General features: G+C 72.2%; 13 protein-coding genes. 7 read left to right on the top strand and 6 right to left on the bottom strand.

Annotation, left to right across the window (positions count from 1 at the left end):
- Window positions 1-12 precede the first annotated feature (12 nt).
- The 4 genes from B6R96_RS32900 to B6R96_RS32885 form a co-directional block, all read right to left on the bottom strand.
- On the bottom strand, window positions 13-1239 hold the full coding sequence (locus tag B6R96_RS32900) for a beta-ketoacyl synthase N-terminal-like domain-containing protein (RefSeq protein ID WP_081524509.1): 1227 nt from the start codon (window positions 1237-1239) through the stop codon (window positions 13-15).
- A complete protein-coding gene (locus B6R96_RS32895; RefSeq protein WP_053174054.1) occupies window positions 1236-2507 on the bottom strand; it encodes a beta-ketoacyl-[acyl-carrier-protein] synthase family protein in 1272 nt (423 codons plus the stop codon). The genes B6R96_RS32900 and B6R96_RS32895 overlap by 4 nt, the downstream gene beginning before the upstream one ends.
- Window positions 2504-2947 (bottom strand): cupin domain-containing protein, encoded by a 444-nt coding sequence (locus B6R96_RS32890; protein WP_030384548.1) that lies wholly within the window; start codon window positions 2945-2947, stop codon window positions 2504-2506. The genes B6R96_RS32895 and B6R96_RS32890 overlap by 4 nt, the downstream gene beginning before the upstream one ends.
- A gap of 119 nt (window positions 2948-3066) precedes the next feature.
- Entirely contained in the window at window positions 3067-4164 is a 1098-nt protein-coding gene (locus tag B6R96_RS32885; RefSeq protein WP_053174056.1) for a SchA/CurD-like domain-containing protein, read from the bottom strand.
- 275 nt (window positions 4165-4439) lie between these two features.
- Here B6R96_RS32885 and B6R96_RS32880 point away from each other — a divergent pair, with 275 nt between their 5' ends.
- Window positions 4440-6071 (top strand): FAD-dependent oxidoreductase, encoded by a 1632-nt coding sequence (locus B6R96_RS32880; RefSeq protein ID WP_030384546.1) that lies wholly within the window; start codon window positions 4440-4442, stop codon window positions 6069-6071.
- A 50-nt stretch (window positions 6072-6121) separates the two neighbouring features.
- Here B6R96_RS32880 and B6R96_RS32875 read toward each other — a convergent pair whose 3' ends face one another.
- The gene (locus tag B6R96_RS32875) at window positions 6122-6337 is read right to left on the bottom strand and encodes an acyl-CoA carboxylase epsilon subunit (protein WP_037859066.1); all 216 of its coding nucleotides are present in this window, start codon (window positions 6335-6337) and stop codon (window positions 6122-6124) included.
- 221 nt (window positions 6338-6558) lie between these two features.
- Here B6R96_RS32875 and B6R96_RS32870 point away from each other — a divergent pair, with 221 nt between their 5' ends.
- From B6R96_RS32870 to B6R96_RS32845, 6 genes are all read left to right on the top strand, one after another.
- Complete coding sequence (locus B6R96_RS32870; RefSeq protein ID WP_081524508.1) at window positions 6559-6777, top strand: hypothetical protein; 219 nt, start codon at window positions 6559-6561, stop codon at window positions 6775-6777.
- Window positions 6778-7065: 288 nt separating this feature from the next.
- Window positions 7066-8499 (top strand): glycoside hydrolase family 16 protein, encoded by a 1434-nt coding sequence (locus B6R96_RS32865; protein WP_081524507.1) that lies wholly within the window; start codon window positions 7066-7068, stop codon window positions 8497-8499.
- A 150-nt stretch (window positions 8500-8649) separates the two neighbouring features.
- Entirely contained in the window at window positions 8650-9162 is a 513-nt protein-coding gene (locus tag B6R96_RS32860; RefSeq protein ID WP_081524506.1) for a pyridoxamine 5'-phosphate oxidase family protein, read from the top strand.
- Window positions 9163-9289: 127 nt separating this feature from the next.
- Window positions 9290-10126 (top strand): class II glutamine amidotransferase, encoded by an 837-nt coding sequence (locus B6R96_RS32855; RefSeq protein ID WP_030384542.1) that lies wholly within the window; start codon window positions 9290-9292, stop codon window positions 10124-10126.
- 200 nt (window positions 10127-10326) lie between these two features.
- A complete protein-coding gene (locus B6R96_RS32850) occupies window positions 10327-11337 on the top strand; it encodes a glutathione S-transferase family protein (RefSeq protein WP_081524505.1) in 1011 nt (336 codons plus the stop codon).
- A gap of 95 nt (window positions 11338-11432) precedes the next feature.
- Window positions 11433-12476: a LacI family DNA-binding transcriptional regulator gene (locus B6R96_RS32845; RefSeq protein WP_081524504.1), complete on the top strand. Its 1044-nt coding sequence runs from the start codon at window positions 11433-11435 to the stop codon at window positions 12474-12476.
- A 149-nt stretch (window positions 12477-12625) separates the two neighbouring features.
- On the opposite strand, the gene B6R96_RS32840 is transcribed toward B6R96_RS32845, so the two are convergent.
- Entirely contained in the window at window positions 12626-13288 is a 663-nt protein-coding gene (locus B6R96_RS32840; RefSeq protein WP_081524503.1) for a DUF4360 domain-containing protein, read from the bottom strand.
- Window positions 13289-13455 lie beyond the last annotated feature (167 nt).

Here is a 13455-nt window from a genome sequence, read left to right as displayed (position 1 = left end):
TCTCCCTTCTTCCTACGAGCCCTTGCGGACGACGAGCGCCGAGTTCGACCCCATCCGGCCCCGGCTCAGCACGAGCGCGGTGCGCAGCTCCGCGGTGCGGGCGCTGCCCGTCACCACGTCGAGGTCGTGGCACACGTCGTAGACGTTCGGGGTCGGGGGGACGACGCCGTGCTCCAGCGCCAGGGCCGCGGCCGCCGTGTCCAGCGAGGGCGCCGCGCAGTAGGCCCTGCCGGTACCGGACTTGGGCGCCGTGACCGGCACCTTCCGCCCGTACGCGCCGAGGGCGTCGGCGATGGCCGCCGCCTCGGCGGCATCGGCCTCCGGGGTCCCGGTGGCGTCGGCGAAGACGACGTCGATCTCCTCGGGTGCGCAGTCGGCCTCCCGGAGGGCGCCGCGGATGGCGTGGGCCAGTCCCTCGCCGGCCACGTCCCGTCGCCGGGTGCCGGTGAAGGTCGCGGCGTGGCCGGCCAGGACGGCTCGTACGGTGGCGCCGCGGCGGCGGGCCTCGTCCTCGTCCTCGACGAGGAACATCGCGCCGCCCTCGGCGGGGACGAACCCGCAGGCCTTGTCGGTGAACGGCCGGTAGGCGCGTTCGGGATCGTCCTGGGTGCTCAGCCCCTCGTACTCCAGCTGGCAGACGATGGAGTACGGCGCGAGGGGTGCCTCCGTGGCCCCGACGAGCATGGCCCGGCTGCCCTGGCGGATCGCCCGTTCGGCATGCGCGAAGGCGTCGAGGCCGCCGGCCTCGTCGCTGCACACGACCCCGCAGGGGCCCTTGAGCCCGCGCCGGATGGAGATCTGGCCGGTGCTCGCGGCGTAGAACCAGGCGATCGACTGGTACGGGCCCACGAAGCGCGGCCCCTGCTCCCAGAGGTGCTGGAGCTCGCGCTGGCCGAACTCACCGCCGCCGGATCCGGCGGCGGTGACGACGCCCACGGAGAAGGGGTCGCCCTCGTAGTCGGCCCGGCCGAGCCGGGCGTCCTCCAGGGCGAGGTCCGCCGCGGCGAGGGCGTGGTGGGTGAAGCGGTCGGTCTGGACGAGGAAGCGGTCCTCGACCATGGCGCCGGGGTCGAAGCCCCGGACCTCACCCGCGACGCGCAGCGGCAGGTGCTCGCAGCCCGCCCTGGTGACCCGGTCCAGCACGCTGACCCCGGACTGGGTCGCCTTCCAGAAGGCGTCGGCGCCCACGCCGTTGGGCGCGACGACCCCGATGCCCGTGATGACCGTACGGCTGGTCACGAGACCTCCTCCTTCGGCCGGGTCATGACCACGGCGGACTGGAAGCCGCCGAATCCGCTGCCCACCGACAGGACGCTGCTCAGCTTCCGGGCGCGGGCGACACGGGGTACGTAGTCCAGGTCGCACTCGGGGTCGGGCGTCTCGTAGTTCGCCGTCGGCGGTACCACCTGGTGGGTCATGGCGAGTACGCAGGCCGCGAGTTCGATCGCGCCGATCGCGCCGAGGGAGTGCCCCACCATGGATTTGATGGAGGTCATCGGCGTCTTGTAGGCGTGGTCGCCCAGGACCCGCTTGACCGCCGCGGTCTCGTGGCGGTCGTTCTGCTTGGTGCCGGAGCCGTGCGCGTTGACGTAGTCGATCTCGTCGGCGGCGACGCCGGCCTGGGCGAGGGCGGTTTCGATGGCCCGGGCCATCTCCAGGCCCTCGGCGGTCAGCCCGGTCATGTGGTGGGCGTTGCCGAAGGTGGCGTAGCCGCCGATCTCGCAGTAGACGGTCGCACCGCGGGCGCGGGCGTGTTCCAGCTCTTCGAGTACGAGGACGGCTCCGCCCTCGCCGAGGACGAACCCGTCCCGGTCGGCGTCGAACGGCCGGGAGGCGTGGGCCGGGTCGTCGTTGTTCGGCGAGGTCGCCTTGATGGCGTCGAAACAGGCCACCGTGATCGGCGATATGGGTGAATCGGACGCGCCGGCGATGCACACGTCCATCCGGCCCTCCGCGATGGAGTGGACGGCGTACCCGATGGCGTCGAGCCCCGAGGTGCAGCCGGTGGAGACGGTCTGGACCGGGCCCCGCGCACCCGTCTGCTCCGCAACGGCGGAGGCGAGGGTGGCGGGGGTGAACGCCCGGTGCAGGAAGGGGCCGGCCCGCTTGTGGTCCACGTCCCACCAGGAGCCGGACTGGCTCACGGCGACGTAGTCGTGCTCCAGACGGGTGGTGCCGCCGACGGCCGTGCCGAGGGAGACTCCGGTCCGCCAGGCCTCGTCCGTGGTGAGGTCGAGTCCCGCGTCCTTCACCGCCTCCCGGGCGGCGACCAGGGCGAACTGGATGTACCGGTCCGCCCGGTCCGCCTCGCCCGGTTCGAGGCCGTGCGCGGCCGGGTCGAAGTCGACCTCGGCGGCTATCCGGGAGCGGAACCCGGTCGGGTCGAAGAGGGTGATGCCGCGCGTCGCCGTACGGCCGTTGGAGAGCAGGTCCCAGAAGTCGCGGACCCCGATCCCGCCGGGTGCGACGACACCGACTCCGGTGACGGCCACCCGCCGGGGGGTCACGAGACCGCTCCCGTGCGGTCCGGGGGCTGCTCCCACGCGGTGCCCTCCGGGTGCGGGGCCTGTTCGGTGTCCACGTGCCCGAGCTCGGGCCGCGGGGCCAGCGGCCCGAGGTGGAAGACCATGCGGGCCTCGGTGTCCCCGACGTTGCGGAACCGGTGGCGCACGTTCAGCGGGACCAGCAGGCCCTGGTCGGTGCGCAGCGGGTGGGCCTCGCCGTCGAGGTCGACCTCGAGGCGGCCGCTGACCACGTACACGAACTCCTCGGAGTACGGGTGGTAGTGCTCGGCGATGGACTCCCCGGGGGCCATGATCGCCAGGCCCATGAACCCGCTGGTGGAACCCACGGAGGTCGGGGTGAGCACCGCCCGCAGGTCACCGCCGCGGCGGCGGTTGGGGGGCGTCTCGCTGAGGTCCACGATGCGTGGGGGCTGTTTGGTCATGGCGGGTTCCTCCTGCGTATGGGGAGAGCCTGGCTGCGGCTGGAATGGGACGGGACGGGGACGGGGATGGAGCGTGGTGGCGTGGACCGGGTGGAGCCGGCGGCGGCCGGGCCGGGGGCTCAGGACTTCGCGGGTGCCCGCCGGTCGGTGATCAGCTTCATCGTGTGGTCCGCCGGGCGGGCCCGCTTGCCGGCCCGGACCGTCAGCCGTTCGAGTACCGCCGCCTTGCGCGGTCCCGAGATGCCGAAGGTGGTCTCCGGCTCGGCGTCGAGCGGGCCGCGGACGTCGATGAGTCGGACGACGATGTCGTCGCGCTGGAAGATGCTGCTGCTCCGGACGGGGCTGGCCGGGTGCTTCGCGGCCGCCTCGTCCTGCCGGGCCAGGAACTTGGCCAGGGCCGCTCCGCAGCCGGGCTTGGCCGGGTAGAAGAGCGCGTGCCGCTGCACTTCGGCGGACTCGGGCTCGGGTGCGGCGATGTGGTGGACCGCCGGGAGCGCGGCGCGCATGAAGAACATGCGGGCGGACTCCGGGTCGTTCAGGTTCCGGTCCTTCTCCAGGTGCGGGTTGAGCGCCTCCTCCGCGGCCCGGACCCCGGGCTGCTCGGAGACGTGGCGCAGCGCCGCCATCAGGTCGCCCTGGACCTCGACCGTGCGCACGACCCGGTTGCCGTGCATGAACAGCGAGGTCCGGCAGAGCCGGGTGTGGTCGTCGACCCGGGCTTCCGGCGAGGCGTAGCTGGAGAGGATCGACGCGACCTCCTTCTCGCTGCCCGGCTTGACGGTGAAGGTCAGGGCGTGGCGCACGATGCCCGCGCCCAGCCGGGGGGCGTCCTGCAGCCGGGCGGAGGCCGGGCGGGCCGCCTGGTCGTAGCCCCGGCCGGTCTCCCGCAGGACGGTGAACTTGAGCGGCCGCATGGCGCGGGCGCAGGCGCCGAGCGGCTTCACCTGTTCGGCGTGGTGCTCGCTGTTGACCCATGCGAGGTACTGCGGCGCGCTCTCCCACTCGCTGGTGATGAGCCATTGGGAGGGATTCTCGAAGGACTGGCACAGCTGATCGCTGATGTGGCCCGGAACCGACGCGATGTCGTGGCGGAGCTGTTCGTACGCCTCGAAGAACTGCTGCTGGGTCCCCTCGTGGAGATCCATCAGCAGGACGACCCGGAGCATGGAGCCGTCGAAGGCTGACTGCGACACCCGTTCGGACAGGGTGGTTGTCATCTACTCACTCCTTCATGAGGGGGTGGAGATCCATCGCGTACGGACCCCTCGTCCGTCACCGGTGGCGTCCGCCCGGGCCGGCGGCCGCCTGAATGGGGAACGGCAGGCCGGCGCGTCTCAGGGGGAGCCGCTGTCGCTCATCGTCGTCCGGGTGGGGACGTACCGCTACATGTCCGGATCAAGCGGGTGACAACCGGCGAATCAACTGGGCCTCATCGCGGATCGGGGGCATAAAGACTCCACTCCCCCACACAGAAAACAGGAGCCCGCAGCTGATGGAAGACAACGCCGATGTTCGCGTACCGGTTCTCGTCGTGGGCGGCTCCCTCGTGGGCCTGTCCACCTCGCTTTTCCTGAGCCGCCACGGAGTGAGGCACCTGCTGGTCGAGAAGCACTCCGGCACCTCCGCACACCCGCGGGGCCGTGGCATCAACGCCCGGACCATGGAGCTGTTCCGCACGGCAGGGGCGGAGCGCGCGATCCGCCGGGCGGCGTCCGTACTGGAGGGAACGCAGGGCATTCTGCAGGCGCGGTCGCTGACCGACGGCGACCACAACTGGCTGATCAAGTCGATCGATCCGGCCGGGGCGCTGGCCCGCTTCAGTCCGACCGGCTGGTGCCTGTGCAGCCAGAACAACATCGAGCCGGTGCTGGCCGAACAGAGCCGCGAGCTGGGCGCCGACGTCCGCTTCGCCACCGAGCTGATGAGCTTCGACCAGGACGCCACGGGGGTGAACGCCGTGGTCAAGGACCGGGAGACCGGCGAGCACATCAACGTGCGCGCCGACTTCCTGATCGCCGCGGACGGCCCGCGCAGCCCCGTCAGGGAGCAGCTGCGGATCCCCCAGACGGGCAACGGCGAGCTGTTCCACAACGTGAGCGTCACCTTCCGCTCGGAGAAGCTCGTCGAGGTACTGGGTGACCTGCGGTTCATCGTCTGCTACCTGATGCGCCCGGGAGCGGACGGCGCGCTGCTGCCGGTGGACAACAAGACCCAGTGGGTCTTCCACGCCCCGTGGCACCCGGAGCAGGGCGAGACCCTGGAGGACTTCACCGACGAGCGGTGCGTGGACCAGATCCGCGACGCGATCGGCGTACCCGACCTGGACGTGGAGATCGGTGGCAAGGCGCCGTGGCACGCGGCCGAACGGGTGGCGCTGCGCTATTCGTCCGGACGGGTGTTCCTGGCCGGGGACGCGGCCCACGAGATGTCGCCCACCGGGGCGTTCGGCTCCAACACGGGCATCCAGGACGCGCACAACCTGGCGTGGAAGATCGCCGCGGTCCTGGAGGGCTCCGCCGGCATCGAGCTGCTCGACAGCTACGAGGCCGAACGGCTGCCGGTGGCCAGGGCCACGAGTGAGCGGGCGTCCGCCCGTTCGGCGGAGCACAGCCACCCGGGCTACGCGCCGCCGCCGACCATGGGCGGCGGGCCGGGCAGCGGGGTCCTCACCACGGCCATGGGCTACTGCTACCCGACGGGCGCGCTCGTCGGCGGCGAGCCCGACCGGCCGGTCATCCCGGAGAACCTGCGCCTCGTCGGCGACACCGGCACCCGGGCCCCGCACATGTGGGTGGTCAAGGACGGTGAGCGGGTCTCCACGCTGGATCTCTACGAGCGCTCGTTCGTGCTGCTCAGCGGTGCGGGTACGCCGTGGCAGGCGGCCGCGAAGCAGGTTGCCACGGAGCTGTCGGTGCGGCTGGAGGCGTACACGATCGGCGCCGGGCCGGATGTGGACCTGGTCCAGGACGGACGTACCGACTGGACGGAGGCCCACGCGATGAGCGCCCAGGGCGCCGTGCTCGTACGCCCGGACGGGTTCGTGGCCTGGCGTTCCGAGGGCGCGGTGGCCGATGTTCCGGCCACGCTGCGCGAGGTCCTCTCGACGGTGCTGCGCCGGGCGTGACCACCTCGGCACCGCTTCCGCCGGCCGTGCGTGCGGCCGGCGGAAGGGGTTCAGCGGCAGGCCCAGCAACCCGCCCAGCAGCCGGCGGCGGCGAGGGCCGTACGCCGGCGGGCGCTTGCGGACCCCGACCCGCCGGCCGTGTCCCGGCCGGCGGCGCTCCGCCCGGCGTAACACGCGACGACGACCGCGATCGCGGCCAGTTCCTCGGGGGCGGCGACGCCCCGCTCCACACGCAGCAGGCTCGCTATCGGGACATCCTTCGACATCGGCACGGCCTCTCTCACGGGGGCTGCGCGTGCGCCCGGTCGCTTCGCGAGGGGCGGACCGGCTCGGCTCCGGCGCGGGCGGCACACGGGTGGCTCGGCGCGCTGACGGGACGTGTTCCGCAGACGCGAACCGGCCGGTGGACTCCGGTCGGATCACCGGGAGTCCTGTCGCGACCGACGCTACAAGAGCGTGCCGCGAGCGGCACGCCGGACCGGCCGTGATGAGCGGTCACCGGCCGCTGCTGTGCCGGGGCTGCGCCGGCAACCTGTACGCCGTCTGCACCACGGACCATGTCGGCGGGAACACCGTCGGGCAGTGGGAGGTGGACCACGAGATGCCCGTACCGTGCCCGTTGGCCGGTCTGCTGCCGCTCACCGGGACGGCGGCCTCGGTGCACGACCTGCCCGGGGCCGAAGAGGTGATCGGGCCGCCGCCGTGAGACACGGCGGGTTGGTCCGGACGGGTGAGGCCGTGCCGTTGCGACCGCCGATCGGCGGGAGGCGGCGGCACGGGCCCCTGGTTGTCGTCTCGACCGTCGGCCGGGGCTCCCCGTGTTCACTGCTTGAACTCCCCTCTCCTGTATGCGCTTTGCCGGTTCAATCTCTTGACGCCCCGCGAGGGCGCGGAGGACAGTGTCCAGCGGCGGCTCTGAGAGCGCTCTCAAGGCGGCCGACCCGCTGACCCTTCCCCCCGCACCGCGCCTCGGCGCGCTTCAGAGAGGGCACGCATGCACGAGATATCCGGCATATCCGGCAGGAAGCGACCGACGGTCCGGCGGGCCGTCGCAGCCGCGCTCAGCACCGTCGCCGTGGTCGCGACAGCCGCCGCGGCCGTCGCCGTCGCCCTGCCCGCGAGCGCCGCGGCTCCCCCGGCACCCACCGGCTGGTCCCGGGTGTTCCTGGACGACTTCGACGGCCCCGCCGGCTCCGGGGTGAACGCCGCCGACTGGCAGTACACGACCGGCACTTCCTACCCCGGTGGGCCCGCCAACTTCGGTACGGGCGAGATCGAGACGATGACGGCGGACCCCTCCAACGTCTCCCTCGACGGCGCGGGCAACCTGCGCATCACCCCGCGCCGGGACGCCGCCGGCAACTGGACGTCGGGGCGCGTCGAGACCCGGCGGTCCGACTTCGAGCCCCCGGCGGGCGGCAAGCTCCGCTCGGAGGCCCGCATCCAGATGCCGAACGTGAGCGGCCCGGCCGCCAAGGGCTACTGGCCGGCGTTCTGGATGCTGGGCGCCCCCTACCGGGGCAACTGGTGGAACTGGCCGGGCATCGGCGAGATCGACATCATGGAGAACGTCCAGGGCCTCAACAACGTCTGGGCCACCCTGCATTGCGGTACGACACCCGGCGGCCCCTGCAACGAGACCTCCGGAATCGGCGGCCAGCGCGTCTGCCCCGGGGCGAGCTGCCAGGCGGGCTTCCACACGTACGCCGTCGAGTGGGACCGGTCGACGGCGGTCGAGGAGATGCGCTTCTACGTCGACGAGTTCAACTTCCATACCGTGCGCGCCAATCAGGTGGACGCGACGACCTGGACCAACGCCACGAACCACGGCTACTTCATCATCCTGAACGTCGCCATGGGCGGCGGCTTCCCGGACGCCTTCGGCGGCGGCCCCGACGCGGGCACCCAGCCCGGGCACCCCATGGTCGTGGACTACGTGTCCGTCCTGCGCTCCACCGGCGGCAGCACACCTCCCACCACTCCCCCGACGACGCCGCCGACCACCCCGCCCGGGCATCGCGACGCGTACACCGCGATCCAGGCCGAGTCGTGCGACGGCCACGCGGGCGTGTCCAAGGAGACCACCACGGACAGCGGCGGCGGCCAGAACCTCGCGGCGATCGGCAACGGCGACTGGGCACTGTTCCGGGGGGTCGACTTCGGTTCCGCGCCGGCCCGGCAGTTCTACGGACGCGTGGCCAGCGGCGCGGCCGGCGGGGTCAGCGGGCTGGTCGAGGTACGGCTCGACAGTCCGGCCTCGGCGCCGATCGGCAGCTTCGCGGTCGCCTCCACCGGCGGCTGGCAGACCTGGCGCACGGTGCCGGCCAACATCACCTCGGTCACGGGCACCCACGACGTCTACCTGACCTTCACGAGCGGCCAGAGCGCCGACTTCGTGAACGTCAACTGGTTCGACTTCGGTCACTGACCCCCACCCCCTCGCAGGCCGGACGTCGTCCGCGCGGCAGTCCGCGCGGACGACGCCGCGCGTCCGGTGGACGGCCCGGGCGGGGCCAGCCAGGCTGGGGCCGACCGCACCACGACGCCGCAGCAGGCCGCCGCCGCAGGAGGACACGCCATGCCCGAGGAAGAACCCCGCGCCGAGCTGGACGCGCGCTACAGCGACGAGCAGGCGACGGCGGTGCCGTGGCGGGACGCCGTCACCCGGCTGGCCGCGGCGGAGCTGTACTGGCTGACGACCGTACGCCCCGACGCACGGCCGCACGTCACCCCGCTGATCGGCGTCTGGGCGGACGGCGCGCTGCACTTCTGCACCGGCCCCGAGGAGCGCAAGGCCAAGAACCTCCGCGGCAACGCGCACGTCGTCCTCACCACCGGCACCAACACCCTGCACGAGGGGTTCGACCTGGTCGTCGAGGGTGTGGCGGCCCGGGTCACGGATCGCGAGCGGCTGCTCCGGCTCGCCGCCGCCTGGGAGGCGAAGTACGGCCCCGAGTGGCACTTCGACGTCGCCGACGGTGCGTTCGTGAATCCCGACGCGGGCGAGGCACTGGTCTTCGCGGTACGCCCGAGCACGGCCTTCGGCTTCGGCAAGGGCGGGTACAGCCAGACCCGCTGGCTCTTCTCCTGACCCCCCGCGCCGCGGCCCCGGCCCGCCCCGGCCGGATCCCTCCCGGCCGCCACCTGCAGCCCGTCCCGCGGGAACCGCGCCGTCAGTGGGGTTAGGCTCGGAGCAGATTGCGAAGGGGATGGTGCGCATGTGCCGGTGGCTCGCCTACTCGGGTTCGCCCATGCTCCTCGACACCGTGCTGTACCGCCCGGAGCACTCACTGATCAACCAGAGCCTCCGCTCCCGGATGGGCGCGGAGCCGACCAACGGCGACGGGTTCGGCATCGGCTGGTACAGCGCGGACGGCGACGGCACACCGGCGGTCTTCCGGGACGTCGGCCCGGCGTGGAACAGCCGCAACCTGCAAGAACTCTCCGCGCACGTGCGTTCGCCGCTGTTCTTCGCGCACGTCCGCGCCTCGACGGGGTCGGCGATCCAGCAGTCCAACTGCCACCCGTTCCGCCACGGCCGCTGGCTGTGGATGCACAACGGGGCGATCGCGGAATTCCACCGGTTGCAGCGCGACCTCTGCATGGCCGTCGATCCGGCGCTCTTCCCGTGCATCGAGGGGTCCACCGACTCCGAGGTGATGTTCTACCTGGCGGTCACTTACGGTCTCGACCAGGACGTTCCGGGGGCGGTGGCCAGGATGGCCGGCCTGGTGGAGCGCCTCGGCAAGGAGCACGGCGTGCCCGAGCCGCTCCAGATGACGGTGGCGGTGAGTGACGGCGAGCGCGTCTGGGCCTTCCGCTACTCCAGCCAGGGGAAGTCCCGGTCTCTCTACTACAGCAGCAGGGCCGAGACCGTCCGCCACCTGCATCCCGAGCTGCCCTACCTCCAAGAGGTCTCGGACGAGACCCGTCTCGTGGTCTCCGAGCCGCTCGGAGACCTGCCCGGTGTGTGGAACGAGCTCCCGGAGAGCAGCTATGCGGTGATCCCCTCCGGTCCCGACCCCGACTACCTGCCGTTCCTCCCCGAGCTCTGACCCGGGCGGCGCTCGGTGCCGGGCTGCGGCGTAGCGGGCGGGGTGGGGGGTATGCGCCTGTCCGGAGAGCAAGAGCATGCGAATGTCACCTTCCGTGTCCGCTCCGGCACGGTCGAGCACGTGCGAGCGCGTCCAGCAGGTGGGAGCACGGGCGGGCGGACAACCGCACCCGCAGCAGCACAGGGAAGGCAGGGCCTGGCGTGAGTTATGTGCAGCGTGGCGCAGCCTACGCACGCGACAGCCGGTACATCACCACCCGGATCACCGCCGACGGGAGCGAGGGCTTCGCCGTCGAGCCGGGCCGCTACCGGCTGGTGGTCAGCCGGGCGTGCCCCTGGGCCTCCCGCGCCGTCATCGTGCGGCGGCTCCTCGGTCTGGAGAAGGCACTGCCGATGGCCGTGGCGGGCCCGACGCACGACGAGCGGAGCTGGCGGTTCGACCTGGACCCGGGCGGCCGTGACCCCGTACTCGGCATCGAGCGGCTCCAGGAGGCCTACCTCGCCCGCGATCCCGACTACGACCGGGGGATCACCGTTCCGGCGATCGTCGATGTGCCGACGGGCGAGGTGGTGACGAACGACTTCGCGCGGATCACGCTCGACATGTCGCTGGAGTGGGCGGCGTACCACCGCGAGGGCGCCCCGGCCCTCTACCCGCCCGAACTGCGGGCGGAGATCGACTCCGTGAACGAGGCCGTGTACACGGAGGTGAACAACGGCGTCTACCGTGCCGGTTTCGCCGGGTCCCAGGAGGCCTACTCCGCTGCGTACGAGCGGCTGTTCGCCCACCTCGACCGGCTCACCGAGCGGCTCGCGGGCTCCCGTTACCTGGTCGGCGACACCATCACCGAGGCGGACGTACGGCTGTTCACCACCCTCGTGCGCTTCGACGCCGTGTACCACGGCCACTTCAAGTGCAACCGGCAGAAGCTGTCGGAGATGCCGGTCCTGTGGGGCTACGCGCGCGACCTGTTCCAGACCCCCGGGTTCGGCGACACCGTGGACTTCGATCACATCAAGCGCCACTACTACCTGGTCCACGAGGACATCAACCCGAGCGGCATCGTGCCCGCCGGACCGGATCTGTCCGGCTGGCTCGATCCGCACGACCGGGCGGCGCTGGGCGGACGTCCCTTCGGCGACGGCACGCCGCCCGGACCCGTCGCTCCCGAGGAGGCCGTCCCGTCGGGTTCGAGCCCGCTCTCACCCTGACCCCACACCCAGGGGCGATCACCGGTTACGCTGCTGTCCGGCGAGGGGCGGGCACCGTGCGACCGCCCCTGTGTGGACCCCGTGGAGGAGCATCCGTGACCGAGCCGCGTCCCGACAGCCGGCCCACCCTGGAGGCCGTCGCGGCGCACGCCGGGGTCTCCCGGGCCACCGCGTCCCGTGTGGTCAACGGCGGTGACGGAGTCCGCGCCCATCTGGCGGACCGGGTGCGTACGGCGATCCGCGAGCTGGGCTACATCCCCAACCACGCGGCGCGCACCCTGGTCACCCGGCGCACCGGCGCCGTCGCGGTGATCATCCCCGAGCCGGAGATCCGGGTCTTCTCGGACCCGTTCTTCTCGCGCCAGGTCCGCGGCATCGCGAAGGAACTGACCTCGCACGACACCCAGCTGGTCCTGCTGCTGGTGGAGGACCGCGGGGACTACGACCGGATCGAGCGCTATCTGGCGGGCGGCCATGTCGACGGCGCCCTCGCCTTCTCCCTGCACGCCGACGATCCGCTGCCCGCCATCATCGGCCGCCTCGGCATGCCCACGGTCTTCGGCGGCCGCCCCGGCTGGACGGCCGGGCCCGCCGAGCAGGACGGTGTGGCCTATGTGGACGCCGACAACCGCGGGGGCGCGCGGGATGCCGTGCGCTATCTCCTGGGGCAGGGCAGGAGGCGGATCGCGCACATCGCCGGGCCGCTCGACCAGACCTCGGCGGCCGACCGGCTGAGCGGCTACCGGGACGCACTCGCGGCCGCCGGCCCCGAGCTGTTCGCCGAGGGGGACTTCACCCCGGCGGGCGGGGCCCGCGCGATGGCGGAACTGCTGGAGCGGGACGCCGGTATCGACGCCGTCTTCGCCGGGAACGACCTGATGGCGACGGGCGCGCTGCGCGTACTGCGGGAGAGCGGCCGGTCGGTACCGCAGGACGTGGCCCTGGTGGGCTTCGACGACGCCGAACCGGTGGCGGAGAGCGCCGACCCGCCGCTGACGACCGTACGTCAGGACATAGAGGGCATGGGCCGGCTGATGGCACGGCTGCTGATGGACGGTCTGAACGGGGGGCCGGAGGAGCGGATCGCTCCGCGTCCGGTGATCACCACCACGGAACTGGTGCGGCGCGCGTCGGCCTGATGTGCCGCAGGGGCCCGCCCGCGGGCGGGCCCCTGGGGTCAGGGCGAGAAGCCATCACCGAGGGCCGAGCGCCCAGGACCCGGACCCTCGGACCCCGACCCCAGGACCCGGACCCCCGGACCCGGACCCCGGGACCGAGGCCTTCCGGATCAGCGCCGCACCGGGCACTGCTTCCAGGTGAAGTGGTACACGCTGTTGATGCTGCCGTCCGTCGAGTCCAGAGCCATGTAGCTGGTCAGCGACGGGTCCGAGCTGCCCAGTTCCGCACGCAGCTCGGTGTTGATGTTGAAGTTGCGCTGCTCACCGCAGGGTGCGAAGACCAGGGCCTCGATGCCCGTGGTGTCGGTGGCCTGCCAGTTGTCGTCGAGCGCGCCGTTGAACTTGTGGGTCCGGGAGGCGGTCTGGCTCATGCCCTGGAAGTAGTAGCTGGCCTTCTGCGTGCCGACGGCGCCGGGCTGCAGGTTGCCGAAGCCGCGGTAGTCGACCTTGGCCACGGCGTACGTGTACCCCTGCGGGACATGGACGTCGAGGGAGAGGAGGCAGTTCTTGCGGCCTTCGACGGCGGGGGCGCCGCCGCCGACCTGGGCCACGTACTCGCTGTAGGTGATGGTGAAGGCCGAGTTGTCCGGCGACACGGCGACGGCGGCGCTGCCTGGACGGCAGCCCGATCCGTTCACGGTGGCGACGTCCACACTCACCTGGTCTTCGGGGGCCGAGGGCGCCGAGGACGAGGCCCCGGCGGCGGGGGTGAGCGCGAGGAGCGTTGCGGTCACGGCGGCTGCGGTGAATCCGGTACGGAGCGACTTGATCACAACGCCATGGATAGCCGTCCGCGCGGACCCGTCCGGTCTACGGGCACGCGGTCTCACCTCGTTGGCCGAAGGCCATCACCGCAGAAACGATAAATCTACCCAAATCATCCCGCCGAATGGCCCCAGGCACCTCGGGGCACCGAGTCGCAACGATCACTTGTTCCTGT

This window comes from Streptomyces sp. Sge12 (genome assembly GCF_002080455.1).
Classification (GTDB): domain Bacteria; phylum Actinomycetota; class Actinomycetes; order Streptomycetales; family Streptomycetaceae; genus Streptomyces.
The sequence above is the reverse complement of the archived record's forward strand: the minus strand, read 5'-3'. Positions and strand labels throughout refer to the sequence as shown.

Excerpts from the sequence above, each read along its gene's own strand:
- B6R96_RS32870 (WP_081524508.1), top strand. The coding sequence starts at position 6,559 with ATGAGCGGTCACCGGCCGCTGCTGTGCCGGGGCTGCGCCGGCAACCTG.
- B6R96_RS32860 (WP_081524506.1), top strand. The coding sequence starts at position 8,650 with ATGCCCGAGGAAGAACCCCGCGCCGAGCTGGACGCGCGCTACAGCGAC.
- B6R96_RS32885 (WP_053174056.1), bottom strand. The coding sequence starts at position 4,164 with ATGACAACCACCCTGTCCGAACGGGTGTCGCAGTCAGCCTTCGACGGC.
- B6R96_RS32865 (WP_081524507.1), top strand. The coding sequence starts at position 7,066 with ATGCACGAGATATCCGGCATATCCGGCAGGAAGCGACCGACGGTCCGG.
- B6R96_RS32890 (WP_030384548.1), bottom strand. The coding sequence starts at position 2,947 with ATGACCAAACAGCCCCCACGCATCGTGGACCTCAGCGAGACGCCCCCC.
- B6R96_RS32875 (WP_037859066.1), bottom strand. The coding sequence starts at position 6,337 with ATGTCGAAGGATGTCCCGATAGCGAGCCTGCTGCGTGTGGAGCGGGGC.
- B6R96_RS32880 (WP_030384546.1), top strand. The coding sequence starts at position 4,440 with ATGGAAGACAACGCCGATGTTCGCGTACCGGTTCTCGTCGTGGGCGGC.
- B6R96_RS32855 (WP_030384542.1), top strand. The coding sequence starts at position 9,290 with ATGTGCCGGTGGCTCGCCTACTCGGGTTCGCCCATGCTCCTCGACACC.